This window comes from Candidatus Brocadia sapporoensis (genome assembly GCF_001753675.2).
GTDB lineage: Bacteria > Planctomycetota > Brocadiia > Brocadiales > Brocadiaceae > Brocadia > Brocadia sapporoensis.
Window position 1 is genome coordinate 19,046 of record NZ_MJUW02000030.1, and the last position, 19,574, is coordinate 38,619.

Sequence of the window (19,574 nt, forward strand, 5' to 3'; positions counted from 1 at the left end):
TATTTCCATCTTTTACATAACATCAAGTAATACGAGGCGTACCATATTTAATGCAGTATTTACCGAATAATTTTTAATGTCTATCCTGGAACCAGCAAACCGACATTTCCTTATCCTAACAAGACCATTTTTTGCTACTGCAATATAGACCAAACCTACCGGTTTTCCCGGAGTCGCACCTGTAGGACCGGCAATTCCCGTAATGCCAACACCAATATCCGCCGAAGCCTTCTTTTTTATCCCCTTGGCCATCGCTTTCGCCACCGGTAAACTTACAGCACCATGTCTCAAAATAAGTTTTTCTGGAACACCAAGCACGTTTACCTTCGCATTATTACTATAGACCACCACACCTTCCAGGAAAAATTTGGAAATACCTGAAATATCGGTGAGTTTATCAGATAATGATCCCCCGGTACACGACTCAGCAACGGCGATCGTTTTATGTTTCTTATTCAGAAGAACAAAAACGGCGTATTCAAGCGTTTCATCACCCTCTCCAAATACTGCGTAACCCAATTTTCTACGGATAGCCCGTTCTGCCTTGTCTAATAGCCTTACAGCTTTATTTTCTTTTTCAGCGGTTGTATGAATATTTATTGTTACAACTCCGCCACGCACCAACGTTATTGCCTTCGTTTGTCCTGAGTTTGTCCGACAACCTTTGACTGCATCCTCAACAAGTCGCTCAGAAACACCAAAGGTATGCAAATTTCTTGTAACGAGACATCCTTTTTCTGCCTTGTGTTGCCTTGCATATATTTTCAAGTACTTATGCAACAGAGGTTGCATTTCTCGAGGAGATCCAGGCAAACAGACTATTTCCTTTTTCTTGTGATGGATGGCAAACCCTGTCGCAATCCCATTGTCTGTATGAAGCGCAATCGCCCCCTCAGGAATAAGGCATTGTCTCCGGTACTCATCCTTTCTGTTTGTATGACGGTTTGAAAAATATTTTTGAAGACGAATACGTGATTCTTCATCAGGAATCAAAGGAATGTTGAAAAAAGCCGATATCACTTCCCTGGTTATGTCATTTGCAGTAATGCCTAGCCCTCCCGTTGTAATAATCAGGTTCACCCGATCGCTTGCAATTCTCAGAGTAGATTTTAATAATTCCTTATCGTCACCGACAGATGTCTGAAATAGCACAGGAATCCCTTTTTCAGTTAATTTCTTGGCAATATGCTGGGCATTTGAATCAACGATCTGCCCTGCTATTATTTCAGTACCTATGGTTATAATTTCTGCTGTTGTCATTAAATATCTCCCGTTTGTAACCGGCCTTATGTGCATCTCTACTCGAATTGTTTTGTGTTCTTCACGGTTGGCGACTCTGTCTTGTGAAAGAACTGATAGATTTCCGTTGCACATTTTGCCGGTAGCTTACCAATTTCCACCAATTGTTCTATAGTGGCGCTTCGTATACCTTCAATACTGCCAAAGCATCTGATAAGTTTCTTTTTGCGTACAATTCCTATCCCGGGAATCTCATCAAGCGGCGACGTATAATATTCCTTGCGACGAAGCTTCCTGTGATAAGCTACCGCAAATCGGTGAGCCTCATCCCGTATCTTATCAAGAAGTAATAGTTCCGGCGAAGAAGGCGCTAGTACAATAGGGTCTGACCTATGTGGAACAAAGATCTGTTCACCGGCTTTTTCGCCCAACCCAGAGATTTCCTTCTTGCCTTTGGCCAATGCAACCAAGTCGACGTTATCGATCGCCAGTTCGTCAAAAACCTTTAGGGCTACGCCCATCTGGCCCTTACCTCCATCCACGATAATTAGGTTAGGCAAATCTTTTTCTTCGACTGCACGTTTGTATCTGCGGATCAGCACTTCGTGCATCATAGCATAATCATCGATTTGTCCTACTGTTTTAATCTTGAACTTTTTATACCTGGATTTAGTAGGCTTCCCCTGCTCAAACGTAACCATGGATCCCACGGCTTGCTTACCAGAAATATTTGAGATATCAAAGCATTCGATCCGTTCCGGTATTTGTTTAAGATACAGGGTTTCTTTCAGCGTCATGAGGGTTAATGCCAAATCACCCCCATGAGTTTGCGATACCCGGTAGGCATTTTCTGCATTTTTTTGCGCCATCTCAATCAGCCGCACCTTGTCTCCGCGTTTCGGGTTTATTACCACAATCTTTTTCCCCTTCCTTTCCGTAAGCCATTCTTCAAGCAACTTTGAATCTGCCGATTCCACAGGTATAATTATCTCTGCAGGAACAAATCTCGTCTGACTGTAAAATTGATTCAGAAACGAACGAAATATTTCTTCAATAGCATTATGGTTTACAGAAAAATGATAAGAGGCTATATCCTCCATGTTCCCTGAGCGGATAAACATAACCTCAATCCACACCTCGTTGCCCGCCAAGTAATAGCCAAAAACGTCGCGATCCACAAAAGTCATAGAATGAATTTTCTGTTTTTCCACAGTTTCTTCAATAGCCAGAATACGATCGCGAATCTTGGCTGCCTTTTCATATCGTAGCGCTTTTGACTCCTCAAGCATCTGTTGTTTCAATACCTTGACAAGGTCGTCCTGTTTGCCCTTTAGAATGAGAACCACTTGATCTATCAGTTCTCGATACACAACCTCATCCACAAGACCACAACACGGTCCCAGGCACTTATGGATTTGATAGTAAAGACAAGGTTTCATCCTCTTTTTAAATACCGTATCGGGGCATTTACGAATAGGAACAATGTCATGAATGTACCGCAATGTCTCCCTCACTGCCTTTGCTGAAGCATAAGGGCCGAAATACATGGCACCATCGTTCTCAATCTGCCTGACCACTTTTGGACTGGGAAACTTCGCGTTAACTTCCAGTTTTATGCTTATAAAAGTCTTGTCATCACGCAGGTTAATATTAAATTTTGGCTTAAATTGCTTGATCAGGTTATTTTCAAGAATGAGCGCCTCTTTCTCAGTTTCCGTAAGTACAAAATCGATGTCTTCAACATGTCGCACCAGATACTCGACATATGCCCTCCCACCTCTTTCCCTCTGGAAATAACTTCTCACCCGATGCCTGAGATTCTTGGCTTTCCCAACGTAGATTACCTTATGCTTTGCATTCTTCATAAGATAAACTCCCGGAGAGTCCGGGAGATTTTTCAATTTATTAATTAATTTCATACATCCCTTTATAACATGCAGACATTTCTTTGTAAATATTCTTTGACAACCTTTTGAGACAATGGTAACATGCCCGCCTATCATGGAGACAAAAGACCGTTCTCAATTACTCACCGAACAACGCAACCCGAGGACCCTCAATATCGACTGTAAAACTACCCTGGAGATTATTGATATTATCAATGCCGAAGATGCGAGAATCTTTGCCGCCGTTCATAAAGAACGAGAACGTATTGCAAAGGCAGTTGATCTGATCGTTGCTGCTTTTAGGGAAGGTGGGCGACTTTTGTATGTCGGCGCTGGTACCAGCGGAAGATTGGGTATTCTCGATGCATCAGAATGCCCCCCTACCTATGGCACCGATCCCGATCTTATTACGGGAATCATCGCTGGCGGGAAGAAGGCAGTATTTCAATCTATAGAGGGAGCCGAAGATTTTTCTGAAAATGGAGTAAAGGACATCCAGCAAAAAACGATAAGTCACAAGGATGTTGTCGTAGGTATTACTGCGGGAGGAACAACACCCTACGTAATGGGTGCCCTCTTTGAGGCGAAAAAACGCAATGCTAAAACGATTTTTCTCTGCTGTAACAAAGAAACTACACCGCATTTTGATGTCGACATCATCATCAGGCCAATCACAGGCCCCGAGGTCATAACCGGATCTACCCGAATGAAGGCAGGTACAGCTACAAAACTTATCTTAAACATGCTGACCACAACTTCGATGATTAAAATTGGAAAGGTCTATGAGAACCTTATGGTGGATCTCCGGGCTACAAATATAAAATTAACAGACCGGGCAGAGCGCATTATTATGCTGGTTACCGGCATAAACCGTGAAGACGCAAAAAAATTACTAGAAGCAGCCTTTGGGAATGCAAAGGTTGCTATAGCTATGCAAATACTGGGAATTGATTACACAGAGGCAAAAAAAAGACTGGATGCACAGGGCGGATTTGTAAGAAAAGTCTTGCAATAACCATGCAAAGCGAGACTTTGAAAAAACACGAAAGAGAACAGAGGCTCTCGCTACTTTTAAAGTGGTTGAGCTAGTAGATATTTTTTCTGATCATACACCGTAACTTTGTTGCGGCCTACCTTTTTAGATTCAAAAAGAGCAGCGTCTGCAAAAACAATAAGATCTTTTTTTGTAAGATCATCAAGTGCAGGAATTATTCCTGCCACTCCAAAACTTGCCGTCACGTTATATTTGTGATTATGAATGATAAAGGTATGCCCAGCAATTGATTCCCGCAATCGTTCAGCCATAAACCAGGCATCGCGATCGGATGTATCAATAAGAAGAATAGCAAATTCTTCACCTCCGTACCGAAAAAGCATATCATAATCCCTGAGCGATTTTTTCATCAACGTGCACAATTCCTTTAAAATAGCGTCACCAACCGGATGTCCGTAATTGTCATTAAAATTTTTGAAATTGTCAATATCAAGCATGATTAAACTCAGAGGTAAAATATTGCGAGTTGCCAAGCTAACTTGGTTGCCAAGCATCTTTTGAAAACAACCATGGTTATATACTTCTGTTAAGCTATCCAGCTGTGCAAGTTTTTCAAGGTGTTTATTTTTTTCCTCAAGTTCTTTGGTAAGCTTTTGTAATCGCTCCTTGGTATCAATAAGTTCCCTGTTTATTTGATCGTATGTTAAGTTTATACTGCTAAGCGATGTATTCGCCTCTTGCAGAATCTCCTCAATTGATTTGTACTCCTTGGTATGAAGGCCAAATAATGCAGTAGTCTGATTGATTTCTGTAATAGCATGCTCCAGTATCCTGCTAACAACTTTCTCATCAAAACCGAATGTTTCCTTTGATACCTCTAGAAATCTTTGGTGATACCACTTGGGGTTATTTGAACAAAGAATATTCGCGAATATTCCTGATAAATAGACGACATTGATGGCGAACCGGTGCTTGTTATCATTGCCCTTATAGTCGTGAGGACGATGATGATAATAAATAGGAATGGATAACTCAGGCGGAAATCCCCATCTTTTGGTAACCTCATATCCAATGCATGCGTGATCTGCACCAATTATGTGTTCTTCCATTTCAATAGTGTCTTTTTCGCCATTGGTCGTTTCCGTTAATAATCGCGCATACTCCTGCGGAAAACAGCTAGCCACAATCAGCACTCCTATGTCTTGCAAGAGTCCAGCAATGAAAACCTCTTCCCCATTGAATTTCCCAGACTCCGTCACAATAAGCTTCGCCGCAACTGCATTCGAAAGGGATCTTTCCCAAAATTTTTCATAATCAAAAATATCCTTACCGTTCTTTACCTTCATTGATAAAAACGAAAAGGAAAGTACCAGACTTCGAATTGCATTTAAACCAATCCTTGAGGCTGCCTGATGTACATTGTTTATTTTAACGGGGAAATTGTACAGTGCCGAATTGGCAATTTTTAATACTTTTGCAGACAGGGAGGCATCTTTCGAGACCAGGTTTGCAATTTCTTTCATTCCTATTTCTTCCTGGGATGAAATGGAAACGAGCTTCCATGCAACTGCTGGTAAGGTAGGCAGCGACTCTGATTTTAATACAAATTTTATGACTTCGTCTTTTTCCATAGTTTGATACTTGCATCAAGCAGTATAAAATGCGGTTTTCATTTAATATCTTCCTTATTAAGCATCGGACTCATTTGCTTTTTATCTACGATTTATAAGGTTATGTTTATTTTAGATTAAATTCCTGTTTCAAAGAATTTATAGCTTCAACAATCATTATACTGCTCATGAGAATCAAGGTTATTAGGAAGAAGGTAAATACATCAACCTCGTGAAATGAATTTTTAGCCTTTTTTTTCCTGACACCGAGCAAAAATACCAGTGCATCTATTAGATATAAAGCAAATTTCATGTTAAAAACTCCGTCCTTTCGTTTATAACATTATCTTTAAAACTTCTTTATGTGTAAGTATTTACTGTCTCTCATTTAATAATAAGAACTTTGCTGCATTATGATATCTATAACCCGTGAAGAAACAAAACTCACAAAGTTAACAATTCACACTGAACATAAAGGTAAAACTGATTGTATATATATATCGGCATTTCTTGCCATAATATTATACTCGTAAAATATCATTTTCTTATACGTCTGGGAGGGAATGCTGCATAATGATTTGGGGCAAATAACCTTGAGATATGTCACGGATATTGCTCATTCTGGAACTCAACCTTACAATCGATTTATCTGACACTTAAGCCATTTTTTAAGGTCTTTATTCCTGAATAAGAGGTTTTATGGTCTGTGAAATAATGTACCTGTTATTGGAAACCCATCGATAGGCTGTACACAGGCAATTTCTGCTTACTGGGAATTGGAATAGTACATATAACCACCGGAATCCTTTTAACCGGATTACTATCTCCGGCAATGCCTTATCACCGGCAAGAATCTGTTTGTGGAAAAGCACTAATTGAAAGGACTCCAAACAGGTTTCTTCACTCATTTCTGGAAATCTACGTCTCCGTTCTTCTGATCGGCAAGGAATAAATTCAAAGGCGTTACTTCGGATAGCATGCAATTCAATCCATTTCATGCATCCACGACATAAGCTGCACTTGTCGTCATAAATAAGTACCACCGTTTCCAGTTTTCGCATGCCTGAAACATCAAGAATCTTTTAATAATTTTAACATCTTAAAAAAATCAATCATCAATCCATTTACAGTAAAGTTTAAGAATACGGAAACCAGCTCGCAGCAAATGTAAACCAACTAACGGATTTCAATTTCACAAAGTTCAATTCCCGATAAATTAGAAATATCTTTTACCGGTTGACTGCCATCATACCTGCTTTCCAGAACGGCGTTGCCGTTATTGTAAATCGAAATAGGTGTATTGTTGATATTTTTTTGGAGGATAAATTTATAGTGAAATCGGGTGCGGTCACCGGAATTTCTGGTAATAACCGATACAACCCTGTTTAAACCGGGTAGCAGTTTATCTCCTGCATTACAAAATCCCTTTTGCTTTAATTTTTCAGACCTTTGGGTAGTTATAAAAATCAATGCTACTTCGTCACCCTCCGTTAATTCTGTCAGATTAAAACCCAGTTCCTGACATCCATCTGTAATAATAACTTTTGTCGGAGTCTTATGAATGATTTTTTTTGTATCATCCCAAGCCTTCGGGTCTTTTAAAAAATAGTCTACAATATTGCCCTGAGCAAGGGTCGCCGCATTTACGGAAGAAAACAAAAGTATTGCTACTATATAATGAAGATATCCCATAACTATTTCCTCCTATTATATGATTTCTCAGGAGTGATCAAATTCCCCGTATGTTTTCGTATATATTTTATGAGCCTCGATATACTCTGCCACACAGCGGGGAACTAGATACCTTATACTCTGTCCCCTCTGCAGTCTCATCCTGATCTCTGTTGACGATATACCAATGTGCGGTATTATAACTTTTAATCGTTCAATCTCCGCTGTTTTCTCATGAGAAAACAACTCCATTCCCCGGAAGCTTTCCCATGGAAAAGAGTATGGAGAACCACTCCCATTTGCTTTGATCGGGAATCGGTTAACGACAACAAAATAACAGATCCCGGAAAGTATGTTAATATCCTTCCAGGTGCTTATTTCGCTGATCATATCCGTACCCATAATCAGAAACAAATTATGATTTTTTCCATACATCTCCTTTAGAGCACTTACAGTATCAATGGTATACGATTTCCCAGTCCGTTTAATTTCTATATCAGACACATCAAAATGTTCGTTGTCTTTTATTGCGTACTTTACCATCTGATACCGATGAAAAGAATCAAGCAAATCCCTTTCCTCCTTATGGGGGGATATCCCTGTCGGAATAAATATAACCTTCGACAATCGCCTTTGCTGATAAACCTCTTCAGCTACAATAAGATGTCCAATATGAATTGGGTTAAACGATCCGCCAAATATACCAATATCCATGTTAATCTCAAGCAATACCGCCATCACGAGACAAAGTAAACGCTCCCATTCACAGCTGCATTATATAAACGAACGTGGAGAAGTCAATAAAAATGGGCTGTTTTTCATTGACTCAGAATAACGTGTGTGTTAGCATCTGAAATACGAAATGGTAACCCCGCATATTTATTAAAAAAAATATTCCCTTGAAAATTGCGTACTTTGACTGCTTTTCCGGTATCAGCGGCGATATGACCCTCGGGGCGTTTGTAGACGCAGGACTCGATGCCAACCTCCTGAAGGACCAACTCGCCCAACTTCATCTCCACGGCTATAAACTATCAACAGAAAAAGTGAAACGTGCGGGAATAAGCGGTACAAAAGTCCACGTAGTAATCCCGTCGGGTCATGACCACACACATATGCCTCATGACAGCCATCACCACCACCATCATTCGCACTTAAAATTTTCTGATATCCAGTTCATGATAGAAAAAAGTCCACTCCATGATGAAATCAAAAACTACAGCATCAAAATCTTCAAGAGGCTCGCAACTGTTGAGGCGAAGGTGCACAACACGACGATAGAAAAAGTTCATTTTCATGAGGTTGGCGCGATTGACTCAATAGTTGATATCGTCGGCTCCGCAATCGCCATCAAACACATGGGAATTGAGAAGATCTATTTTTCTCCCGTTCCCACGGGATGCGGATACACCATCTGCGAACACGGCACATTCCCGGTTCCAACCCCTGCAACTGCGGAACTTCTGAAGAACCATTTGCTGAAATCAGTCCCGGTAGAAAAAGAACTAACCACCCCCACCGGTGCTGCTATAATAACAACCCTGGGAGAAGGACTAAGGACAAATCCTGAGATGAAAATCCTTCAGATCGGCTACGGAGCAGGCACTCATGACAATCCCAATATCCCCAATTTACTACGCATATTCATCGGTGAAACAACCCCCAGCACTGAATCCGACGAAGTTTGGATTGTCGAAACTAATATCGACAATATGCCGGGTGAGATGCTGGGCTACGCCATGGATAAATTGTTTCAGGCAGGGGCCGTGGATGTCTACTTCACATCAATTCAGATGAAGAAGGAACGACCTGGAACAATGATCAGCGCCATTGTTCCTGAACTAAACCTATTGCCGGTAGAATCGGTTTTCTTCAATCAAACGACTACATTCGGTATCAGAAAACACAAGGTAGCACGTAAAACACTCACACGTGAATTTAAAGAATTCGATAGCCCGTTGGGGAAAATACAAATGAAGATCGGAACATTGAACGGTGATATCAAAAGCATTTCTCCTGAATATGAAGACTGCAAGAAAATCGCTGAGGAAAAGGGCATCCCCCTCAAGCAAGTCTATAATACGATTTCGCAGGCTTTCGGGAAACTATAATTTCTTTAAGCAATTCCCTCTGATTGGTCTATCCTGTTTATTTGTCAACTACTCAGCAAAACCAACAGAGAATACTATCTCAAACCAGTTAAGCGCCATAACTATTCAGCGTATTCTTATTTTCAATCACTATGAGTTGGCAAAATCAGACAATTCACTACAAAATAACATCTGTAACGCCCGGTACAAATTTGCCCCTTATTTTTAACAAGGTGAGAGCTAACCGCGAATACAGCGGAAAATCCTAACTCTGTCCAGAGAACGGAAGCATCTTAATATCTTCTACTGAATCTTTGTCATCCTGATATTGTTTTCAGCCGAATTATTCATCAAGAGGGCATTCGTAAGGCTCACAAATCCAAGTACATCATCCTCCATGCGCCCTAATAATTCCTGAGCCAAACTACCCGCCTGGCGAGTGGTTTAGCTCAGGAATTAGCCTGGTAAACGTTTTTAAATACTTTCATTATATGCACAAATACATATAAATCATATCAATAAAAAACCGTATTTACCTGAGCCCATCTACAGCTAGTTAAATCTTTGGTTGAACTGCTCTTCTTACCAAATTTTACTGACTAAAGATTTGGGTATGACGATTTCAGATACTCAAATAGATAACCCTAATTTTGTAAGCACTTCAGTCAATCCTAATGTGCTTGCATCAATTCCAATACCCAGGGCAAAGGCCTCCAAGTAGTCCCTGTTCATGATACCAAAAGGGCGCTTACCATAAAATCGCCAGCCTTGTATCAATAGTCCGATAATCAGGGCAAGACAAAAACGGAGATTCAGAAATCGGTCTGCTAACGCCTGAGCCGCATGAATGGATGAAGGTAAGATTTCCAATTTAACTTTACCTTCACCGAGTATTTTTCCTACAGAGGATAGTGTACCAGGTATAAAATCTTCGGCAACGAAGGCATGAACCTCCATCTGTTTTGGCCGTTTGAATCGATGTGTCAGACGTGTGCCATGGCGGATTTGTTCTGCTGTAAATTTTGCATACGGCGTACCGTCACCGAAATCGATGATAATATTTACTCCGATTCCCCATGATGGATCGAGATCGCTTAATTCCAGTACAACCTGACGATCTACATGCAATTCATCAGGCGGGGTAAGCGAAGTAACTTTTATTGGTCGGGGCACTGACATGAGACGGCGGGCTAAAGCTATAGCTTCTTTTTCCCCTGAGCGTTTAGCGGCAGACAGACGAACTTCTGGCAAAATACTCTGGGATGCTATAAGTGTCGTTATCATTTTGCCTCCGACTCTACTGAGCCGGACTTGCAAATCAGTCAAGTTATTAAGACACTCTTTCGCTGTCAATTGCTCCAACCCGAGGCGCACGCGATCCAATTCCTTCGCGACTCCGTCAATTCCAGGATTGGGTTCCAGAAGAGCCAGGCCTTGTTCAGAGACATATAATTCAATCCTCAGGCCAGATTCTAGCTTTTTGCAAAATTTACTTTCAACCTTTTTTTTGATTGTTTGAATATACGCACGGATTTGGAATATATCCACTGACAAACAAAGTTTGTCAGTGCCACCCTGTAATCCGCTTATATAATGAAATATTCTGATACAATCAAGTTCCGGGCTAGTTGCGCACATAATAGGCATGCCTATCTTGCAAAAAACCCGTCTATCGAAAAATAGCTAAGAAACTTATTCGTGAACAGACAAATCCTCTTCTCGCATTTTTCTCGCTTTGCATGGATATTTATAAGATCCCGGAGATGCCTCCATAATTGGTTACCATCACATAGTAAGAATGGCCATAGTTTTATAGAAAGAGTGTTGGCTGTCTTGTTCATTTCTCGTTTCTTTTTCTCAAATACGGATGCCCTTTTGGTCACTTTACAGGCCGATACACTATTTTGGCGCACTCAATGATGTTGTTGATGCCGGTCATCTTCTAACAGCATTTCTATCACATTCATCAGAGGGTCAGTCTGTTCTACGGTTATAAAGGGCTGATTTTCACTGCACGAAAATCATTTGCAGAATTTAGGTTAAACAGTAACTACTGTAGCACACTTTTTGTCAAATTAAATTTTACACAAAGATAATTTGGTCTCTTCACTATACAACAAGGCTTTGCCTTGCTGACCGGTTTTCGCTAAACGTTATTTGTAATTAATAAATTGCATGGCAAAATCATAATTCTGATCCTTAATTGCCTTGATGACTGTTTGTAAATCATCAATCTTCTGCCCTGAGATCCGCACCTTGTCTTCCTGTATCTGAGCCTGCACTTTGAGTTTCAGACCCTTGACAAATTTTACTAGTTCTTTGGCTTTTTCCATCGGTATGCCAGATTGAAAGCTAAGAACCTGCCGGATAGTGCCACCCAACGCATTCTCTGATTTCCCAAAGTTAAGGGCCTTCTGAGGGATACCCCTCTTTTCAAGTTTCTCTTTTACAATCTCTGTCAGACTCCCCATCTTATAATCGTCATCTGCAATTAGCGTGATTGTGTTGTCACTATTTAACGTAAGAGATGACTTGCTCCCTTTAAAGTCATATCGTACCGCGAGTTGTTTTTTAGCCTGATCAACGGCGTTATTCACTTCGTGCATTTCTATCTTACAGACAATATCGAATGAATGTGTTTCTGCCATAGGCGGCGTCTCCTTAAAATATAAGTGAACTGCAGGCTGGGCCTGCACTACTGTATGGGCAGGAGGACACCCTCCGTCCCCCCAAATAAGCAAATCACACAACTTACCAAATTAATAAGCATCATAGCCGTGTCCGCCTCGGACACACCATACGTAATAATCGTGGGCCTTATCGCGGTCGCCCACGTAACCATCGTCAAAATATACGTGCCACGCGGCGCTGGTAAGGCTAACGTTGGTAGTAGACGACCAATAGCTGTCCGACTGCACATTGGTAAAGGGATGGTCACTGGGCAAGGCAGGACTGTTCTGCGTTGGATCTACCAGACTTGACAACTCCTCAATCGTAGGTAACCGCCATCCTTTACGACCTCCCACACTCTTGGTATAGGCATAAGACACAGCATCAGCCCACGTTCTGGCTTCTGTATCCGGAGACTTCTCCCACACAAGCCCCGTCTCTTTATCCAGCACGCCTGCCCCGTCCAGTACGATTTGAAAACGCTTTGATGCCTTCTTTATCTTCTTGCTCCATGCGGGTTGAAGTTCCTTCGTTGCCCTTATGGTTTGCCCGGAAAGAGCGGAGGACTCCAGACCGCCCGCACTAGCAAACCCACAATACGTTACAGAAACTATTAATACAGACAATAACCATAACAAATTCTTACTCTTCAGTTCCATCATTTCTCTCTCCTTCAAAAAATAAAAGATACATTACGATGATTATTGATATACCTCTCCGGGATAAATACAGTAAATAAGTATGCGTACAAGTGTATTGCAAAGGCAATAGCCCGAAACTATCTCTTAAGTCTGGATTGCTTCGCTTCTTTCGTAATAACAGCATTCTTTGCGCTCACCCTATGTAGCATCGGCCGTTCGAATGAACTCACAAAAAAGTCTTTTATGTTCTGTCTTCACCCAAACGACATGTTGCACCGTGCATGGTAAGGCTATCGAACCATCACAGCAAAGTCAAAGGGAGCGAAGGGGGGTATAAAAAAACTTGTAAAAAAGAAAGATTTTACACGGCAATACTATAATACCTTCCATTATTCCGCAACACCAACCACCAAAGGATGTCCTCCCTTTTTCCCCCTTAATCTCTCTGTAACCGGAGGGAGAATAAATTATGTCTTCGGTTACAGGATGGCATGGACAAACTTGTTTGTCCATGTTGTTTGAACATATTGGGATTTTGGATTATATCGCATTGACAAACAAAGTTTATCAGTGGCACCCTGTAACCCGTTACGGAGATGGCTAGGTGGGGTTTTGCCTCTTCCTTCTGGCGGATAGCAAATTTCATTTTTTACTAAAACTGCAAACAAAAAAAAACACCTTTCCCGGATGTTTTTCAAGACTGGTTGAAATTCATACTATTTTAGCCATTTACTCCAGAGTTTAATACCCCATCTCCTTTATTCCGTCCTCGGTAAAGCCAACAAAATGTGCGACCTCGTGACGTACTACCTCTTTTATCTTTTGTTTGATTTCTGCATCAGAATGGCAGAGATTTTCAATGTTTCTCTGGAAAATAGTAATCCTTTCCGGCATCGTTACGGATTGCCATACACTCTTTTTATTTAGCGGTACACCCTGAAAGAGTCCAAGTAATACTTTGTTCTTCGTGAGTCCAAATTTTTTCACTATGAAATTGCTTGGCTGATCCTCAATAACGACGGACACGTTGGACAAACGATCCTTTAAGCTTTCTGGCAATTCATTCATTGCCTCAGCAACCAGTTGATCAAAAACAGGCACATGTCCCAAGACCAGGTGATCAGGAATGTATTTACTCGATATACGTTCCTTTGTGCGGTCGATTTTGTATTTCTCTATGAACAGTTTTGCTATGAAGAAAATTATTCCTCCGAGCATGACAAAGGTAACCCAGAAATTCCAACCGTGCACCACCATGATCCCGCCAACTGCTCCAACAAGAGCAATAATTCCAAAATATCCCAATAAGGCAATCAACTCGTTCGCATCACCCGCAATCGTTTTATCAGTAACGAGGGGGATCAATTTCATACCGCAGCCAGAGCATCTCGTACCTTTATCCTGATAAAACGGATCGGGACGATATGTCTCGCCACAATGTAAACATCTTAGCAGTTCCATATCTGCGACCATACCTACAACGTACTATTTAAAAGTTATACCCTACACTACCAATAAACGTCCTGTCTTCTTTCATTTTTCCCTCTGCTGGCATGTTGTTATACTGATCGAGATATTCGAAGCTCACGGCAATGGACTTTGTCAGATTATGCCGCAATCCCAGGCCAGAATACACACGCCAATCGTTAGTATCTTCAGCACTTTCTACGAATTCCGATTTTGCATAAAATTTTGTATCGCGCCAGAATTGCCAATCCAAACGCTGACCAACCCTTACACCCAAAGAATCCTCGGTAATTCCGCCATGAAATCTTTCAAGCGTATAAGCCGGCCCCGCTTCCGCTTTGTATTTTAAGCGCTCACTATCAAGAAACCGGTATCCAACGCCCGGCGATGAGATGGACCGATAATTTAGGCTTTCAATTTCATCGTGTTCAAGGTACTGGTTAAAGAATGAGTAAAATCTGGGCGTATGCTTGTACTCATATTTCCCCGTAGCTCTTTGCTCATTGACCGTCACCTCGTCAACATTTGTATCCCTGTTGGTAACGATTTCATATAAAGCAATCGCGTCAAAGTAAATATTATCACACTCTCTTTCGTTGGCATACCCTCCTTTTAGATTAGCTGTTGTCGATTCCGTATTTCCATCTTTTGCGGTGAGTCCCGCATCAATATGCCCCTTCCACGTTTTTGGTGGCGCCGTAACTGTTTTTGTTTCTGCCGGAGCATTTTTTTCATCAATGGCGACTGACGGTTGCGCTGCGTCGTTTTTTGCTTCCGGCGTGCCTACCTTTGCAGCAACGTTTGTCGTTTCCGTTCCCAGATCCTGCAAGGTTAAGGTATCTTTCTTAATCCAAACAACATCATTCATTGAGAAATTCTCTGACTTTGGTATTCTCAGAACAGATAGTTTCTCACCTTGACGGCTTATTATGCTGATCTCATTACCCCTGGAAATAAGAGTTACATCCTTCATTTGAAGACCACTCACACTGCCGTCCCTCCTCCGCAGAGAGATCAATTCCCCGTCGACTTTTATTATCTCTCCCTCTAAAACCGTACCATCAACCATTTTTATCTCATCTGAATATGCCATTCCGACAAGACGTACCCACATCACGGAAAATGCAACCACAGGTAATAAGCAAATATTTCTTTTTCTAACAAACACCTTTAACTCCTCACTTTCCAACCTTAACAAGCTGAAAGGAATCCGCCCATTGCATTCTATACAACAGGGCTGCCTTTTCAACAAACGCCTCCTCTTTGCACTGAGTGTTACCCAAATCAAAGACATCTACTATCACCATGACGCAAAAAACGCGCAGTTTATATCACAACAACCTTGAGAATATTAATTGGATTACCACAGGGAGATAGGAAGAAATAGAATAAGAAACATTACTTATTCTCGTCTATTTTTCCATTTAAATACTCCGGCATAGATTCTTTCTTAAAAGGCGCTAATGAATGTATATGAACATCATACTGCGGAAGGGCAATTTTAATATGATTCTTTTTAAATATTTCGTCAATGGCAAAATTAAGCTCACTCATAACATACCAGCGTTTTCCGGGATCGTTTGCCCAGAAATATAATTCAAATTTCAGCGCAAAGTCACCAAATTCAGAGAATCGCACAAAAGGTTCGGGATACGTCTTTACATTTGGATTCTGTTTGGCAACTTCCAGTAAACATTTTTTTACCAACGATGTATCGGAACCATGCTGTACCCCTACCTTCACAAAACCCCTCATTCGTGTTGTTGGATGAGTCCAGTTGATTATCTTGGTTTCAATAAACTTCGAATTGGGTACTGTTATGGTACTTTCGTCCGGGGTGTTAATCGTTGTACTTCTTGCACTGATTTTTTCAATTGTTCCTATTGTGCCATCTTCCAGAGCAATAACATCCCCAACGCGCATGGGACGCTCAAAGAGAAGGATAATCCCACTGACAAAATTACTGATAATATTCTGCATCCCGAACCCGATACCGATACCAAAAGCGCCTGCAAAAAAAGCCAGACTTCTTAATGGGATTCCTGCGATACTAAGACCAACAAGCGCCGAGATACCGATGATGATATATCGCGTAAGAGTAGTTAGTGTCTGTTTCAGTCCGCGTTCCAGACGAAGTTTATAGAATACTTTTTCCTCAAGCAACTTTTTTATGTGTCGTGCAACAAAAAAGGATGCAAACAGTACAATCAAAGCTATAATGATTTTTATAGGAGTTGTATACCTGCCTTCTTCAAAGAAGAGACGATACTTTAGCCCCCCACCAATGGCCTCTAAAACCGTCTTTATCTGTCCAAACATTTTTTGGATCAGATAAGGAGCCGCCGGTGAACCTATAGCATCACGAAAGGTTCCAACCCATACGCGAATAATAATTATTGTTGCAACAATCGAAATGAAATAATTTAACCAAATATGATATATTGCTGTAACGGCATGAAATCGATTCTCCTCAGGTGTGTTTTTCTTGATGTTTTCCCTTTTAAGACGCTTGTTTCTTATATAAACCAGGCGATGATACAAATACTTCCATATCCAAAAGGCGATACCAGCGACAACGAAACTCTTTATACACGTCTTTAACAACACATAAGAAAGTACCGGATATCCAAGGATTCTTATCTCGAATAACAACACAACAAAGGTTATAAAAATGGGATAGATTATTGTTATTATGCGATGAATAAGTTTCCCAAATTGAGTTTCTGCACCCGGCAATAATTTGAATATCAGCGATTTTTGCGTTGCAAGCCACAACAACAGGATTAAAATTCCTACCCGATATACGAACCAAAGCAATTCGATAACATCATTTCTGTACCCATAGGTAGTGAGAACGGCAATTAAAGATAAAGAAACAAGGGAAAACAGGACGATAATATTTAATGATTTATACAGATGTTTTGGAGAGATATATGCTAAAGAGGTTACGAGTTTTTTGTCTCCCTTTTCCGGGCTAAAGGACTCAACAAGAAAGCATTTGAGGATTTTATACACTGCATAAAAGGTCACTACATAGATCGTCGCCGTTATTAGAGAAGTATTTACAGCGAGAATGACGGGTATCGATACAGAAAGGAGGGCAAGCCATATGGCATTTATACTCTTTTGAAGCACGAGTAAAAGACTGGGAAACAGCCTTGATTTGTAATAGGATACATTTGGCGCTTCATACAGTGCCTGCGCTTTAAACGTAGTCCATCGGCGAATGTATTTTTTTGAAAAATAAAACACGGCAATAAGCCCGATTAGTCCACATCCTCTAATCCAAAAAGTAACGGTATACCTTTTATCAGAGATATGCAGCATGAAATTCTTTACGTGTGCCGGAATTACGTTATAAAACGAATCCAGTCGACTATAGCAATCTGCTAGATCCTTATACACCGCCTCAAATGTCCGTAAAGAAATGGTACTTTCTACTCTTATCCAAACATTCGCCGCCTTCAACGTGATCAACTTTTCTTTGGTCTTTTTCAGCAAGGTCAATGCATTTTGTTTTATTTCCAACCGCTCATGTAATCTGTCCAGTCTCGTCGATATAAGTTCAGACTGTTCTTCTAATGCTTTCACAATATTATTTGAAAATTCTATTGCCTGGCGCGCCAATTCTCTGTTTGTGAAAGAAAACACCTCTTTCTCAACTTTTGATATTTCTTCTTTTGCCTTTGCTACATTGTCAGAAACGAGTTTTTCTTCTTCGCTTACCGATGAAATAAGACTTTCTACTGCCAAAATTGACTCTGAGAACCGTTTAATATCCGTTTCTATTTTTTTCAGGGATTCATCAATCTCTTTTGTTGTTTCACCCCTGCTTAATAAGAGCTCAACTTCGGCCTCTAGCTTTTTATACTCGGTAACATCTTTGTATCTCTGTGCACCTTCTGTAATAAGGTCATCTTTTCTTTTGGCAATAAGCCCAACTTGTTTGGGGACATCGGACTCTAACTCCAACACCCGTTTCTTTTCCGGGGAGGTCGCCACCATTTGCTCCAGGGCAATTTCCTCGCTTTTTCTTGTCGCTTCCTGCAGGGTCTTTTCAATCTCAGACTTGGTCCTTTCGGCGATCCTTCGGCTTTCTTCCTCTGCTCTTTTTGCAGCCTCCAGTTCTGCCTGTTTCTTTATCAATTCTTCTGTCTTTAACTTTTCTTCCAGACGTTTTCCCTTTTCAATCAAAAAGGCAGTATTGAATTCTGCACATTTCAATTCTAACAGGGCTTTATCATAACGGATCTTAGACGTCCCCAATCGCGTCTCAAATAGGGTAATCCATTGGTCGCCGATGGCCTTTTCCCATAGTAAAATGCTGTCAATTTTTTTCTGTACCGTAGTAGCTAGTTCTGTATCTCCGATTTCTGTTTTTAAAGATTCCAGATACTTAGCCAAGGTTTTTTCATCTTCCGACACCTTAATTTTAATCTCTTCCAATCTGCCCTTAAAAAAAGATATCACCGATTCTTTCTCTTTGATACCTGCATGCACGGCTGCAATGTAGCTTTTTGCAATGTCGGCCTCTTTTTTCACCAGGGGGACTTGTTCCGTGGAAGTTAAGCGTGTCTCCTCCAACCTTAATATCGACTTTAACAAAATAACGACTTCGTCATATGCTTTTGACTGATCATGGAGTACTTCAATCCGGTCCTTATATGTCTCTATCTGTTCGTTATCGATATCTATCTTTTCTTTAACTACGGCAAGTTCTTTATCCAACACTTCCAGGTATTTCGAGTTTGCTCCCAGGCTGAGATAGTTATTCCTCTCTTGCTGAAGCTTGTCACGATGAGTTTCCATTGCCTTTGCATCCCGTTCCAGATCGGATATAAAAGACCTTATTGCATCTATAGATTTGGCTACCGTGAGCTTTATTTCTTCTTCCTTTATTTTGGCTTTTTCAATGTCTTCTGGCTTTACGGTTACACCAATTTCTGAAAGTCGTATTTCTACGTCCTTTTTTTCAGTATTTTGTATCTGTGCCATGACACACGGGCACAACCATACGATGCAAGCAGTCAAATATAGGACGAACCTCATCCGGGAAGCAGACGGAAGGATAAAAGTATTTTTTTCAGATGATACCGATTTTAAAAACATAATTAATTCTCCCCTAATCCGAACGTACAAAGAAAAAAAGCAGCGAACGTTTTATCAATTCAGACCTTCCTCTTGTCCCATGAATATTCCCTACCACTCACAACAGATGACCTACGAAATGCTGATGGCCGGACTTTCATATGGGTCATCGTGGAAATGAGTGGGTGAAATTTGCATTTTTATATCTCCGGAAGCAT

The 19,574-nt window shown here is 40.8% G+C and carries 15 protein-coding genes; 2 read left to right on the forward strand and 13 right to left on the reverse strand.

Annotated features, from left to right (window positions below; translation table 11 throughout):
* Nucleotides 1-12: 12 nt before the first annotated feature.
* On the reverse strand, nt 13-1,260 hold the full coding sequence (locus tag BIY37_RS02790; RefSeq protein WP_070066320.1) for a competence/damage-inducible protein A: 1,248 nt from the start codon (nt 1,258-1,260) through the stop codon (nt 13-15).
* Nucleotides 1,261-1,298: 38 nt separating this feature from the next.
* The gene (uvrC, locus tag BIY37_RS02795) at nt 1,299-3,242 is read right to left on the reverse strand and encodes an excinuclease ABC subunit UvrC (protein WP_080324794.1); all 1,944 of its coding nucleotides are present in this window, start codon (nt 3,240-3,242) and stop codon (nt 1,299-1,301) included.
* Here uvrC and murQ point away from each other — a divergent pair.
* Nucleotides 3,241-4,140: an N-acetylmuramic acid 6-phosphate etherase gene (murQ, locus tag BIY37_RS02800; RefSeq protein ID WP_070066321.1), complete on the forward strand. Its 900-nt coding sequence runs from the start codon at nt 3,241-3,243 to the stop codon at nt 4,138-4,140. The genes uvrC and murQ overlap by 2 nt on opposite strands.
* A 56-nt stretch (nt 4,141-4,196) precedes the next feature.
* Here murQ and BIY37_RS02805 read toward each other — a convergent pair whose 3' ends face one another.
* The 5 genes from BIY37_RS02805 to nadD all read right to left on the reverse strand — a co-directional run bounded on the left by BIY37_RS02805 (nt 4,197) and on the right by nadD (nt 8,114).
* On the reverse strand, nt 4,197-5,750 hold the full coding sequence (locus BIY37_RS02805; protein WP_070066322.1) for a sensor domain-containing diguanylate cyclase: 1,554 nt from the start codon (nt 5,748-5,750) through the stop codon (nt 4,197-4,199).
* A 106-nt stretch (nt 5,751-5,856) separates the two neighbouring features.
* Nucleotides 5,857-6,042, reverse strand: coding sequence for a hypothetical protein (locus BIY37_RS13780; RefSeq protein WP_070066323.1), 186 nt, complete (start codon nt 6,040-6,042; stop codon nt 5,857-5,859).
* Nucleotides 6,043-6,406: 364 nt separating this feature from the next.
* Complete coding sequence (locus tag BIY37_RS02815) at nt 6,407-6,790, reverse strand: thiol-disulfide oxidoreductase DCC family protein (protein WP_070066324.1); 384 nt, start codon at nt 6,788-6,790, stop codon at nt 6,407-6,409.
* Nucleotides 6,791-6,905: 115 nt separating this feature from the next.
* Complete coding sequence (locus BIY37_RS02820; RefSeq protein WP_070066325.1) at nt 6,906-7,421, reverse strand: hypothetical protein; 516 nt, start codon at nt 7,419-7,421, stop codon at nt 6,906-6,908.
* 27 nt (nt 7,422-7,448) lie between these two features.
* A complete protein-coding gene (gene nadD, locus BIY37_RS02825; protein ID WP_070066336.1) occupies nt 7,449-8,114 on the reverse strand; it encodes a nicotinate-nucleotide adenylyltransferase in 666 nt (221 codons plus the stop codon).
* 185 nt (nt 8,115-8,299) lie between these two features.
* Here nadD and larC point away from each other — a divergent pair, with 185 nt between their 5' ends.
* Nucleotides 8,300-9,511 (forward strand): nickel pincer cofactor biosynthesis protein LarC, encoded by a 1,212-nt coding sequence (gene larC / locus BIY37_RS02830; RefSeq protein ID WP_070066326.1) that lies wholly within the window; start codon nt 8,300-8,302, stop codon nt 9,509-9,511.
* 609 nt (nt 9,512-10,120) lie between these two features.
* Here the strand turns inward: larC and BIY37_RS02835 are convergent.
* The 6 genes from BIY37_RS02835 to BIY37_RS02865 all read right to left on the reverse strand — a co-directional run bounded on the left by BIY37_RS02835 (nt 10,121) and on the right by BIY37_RS02865 (nt 19,263).
* Nucleotides 10,121-11,128, reverse strand: coding sequence for a hypothetical protein (locus tag BIY37_RS02835; protein WP_143299138.1), 1,008 nt, complete (start codon nt 11,126-11,128; stop codon nt 10,121-10,123).
* A 515-nt stretch (nt 11,129-11,643) separates the two neighbouring features.
* Nucleotides 11,644-12,138 (reverse strand): YajQ family cyclic di-GMP-binding protein, encoded by a 495-nt coding sequence (locus BIY37_RS02845; RefSeq protein ID WP_070066329.1) that lies wholly within the window; start codon nt 12,136-12,138, stop codon nt 11,644-11,646.
* A 111-nt stretch (nt 12,139-12,249) separates the two neighbouring features.
* Nucleotides 12,250-12,822: an Lcl C-terminal domain-containing protein gene (locus BIY37_RS02850; RefSeq protein ID WP_070066330.1), complete on the reverse strand. Its 573-nt coding sequence runs from the start codon at nt 12,820-12,822 to the stop codon at nt 12,250-12,252.
* A gap of 720 nt (nt 12,823-13,542) precedes the next feature.
* Nucleotides 13,543-14,172 (reverse strand): metallopeptidase family protein, encoded by a 630-nt coding sequence (locus tag BIY37_RS02855; protein ID WP_070066331.1) that lies wholly within the window; start codon nt 14,170-14,172, stop codon nt 13,543-13,545.
* A 118-nt stretch (nt 14,173-14,290) separates the two neighbouring features.
* Nucleotides 14,291-15,436 (reverse strand): DUF481 domain-containing protein, encoded by a 1,146-nt coding sequence (locus tag BIY37_RS02860; protein WP_179129243.1) that lies wholly within the window; start codon nt 15,434-15,436, stop codon nt 14,291-14,293.
* A gap of 230 nt (nt 15,437-15,666) precedes the next feature.
* Nucleotides 15,667-19,263 carry a mechanosensitive ion channel domain-containing protein gene (locus BIY37_RS02865; RefSeq protein WP_179129245.1) on the reverse strand — a complete coding sequence of 1,199 codons (3,597 nt, stop codon included), beginning with the start codon at nt 19,261-19,263 and terminating at the stop codon, nt 15,667-15,669.
* Nucleotides 19,264-19,574 lie beyond the last annotated feature (311 nt).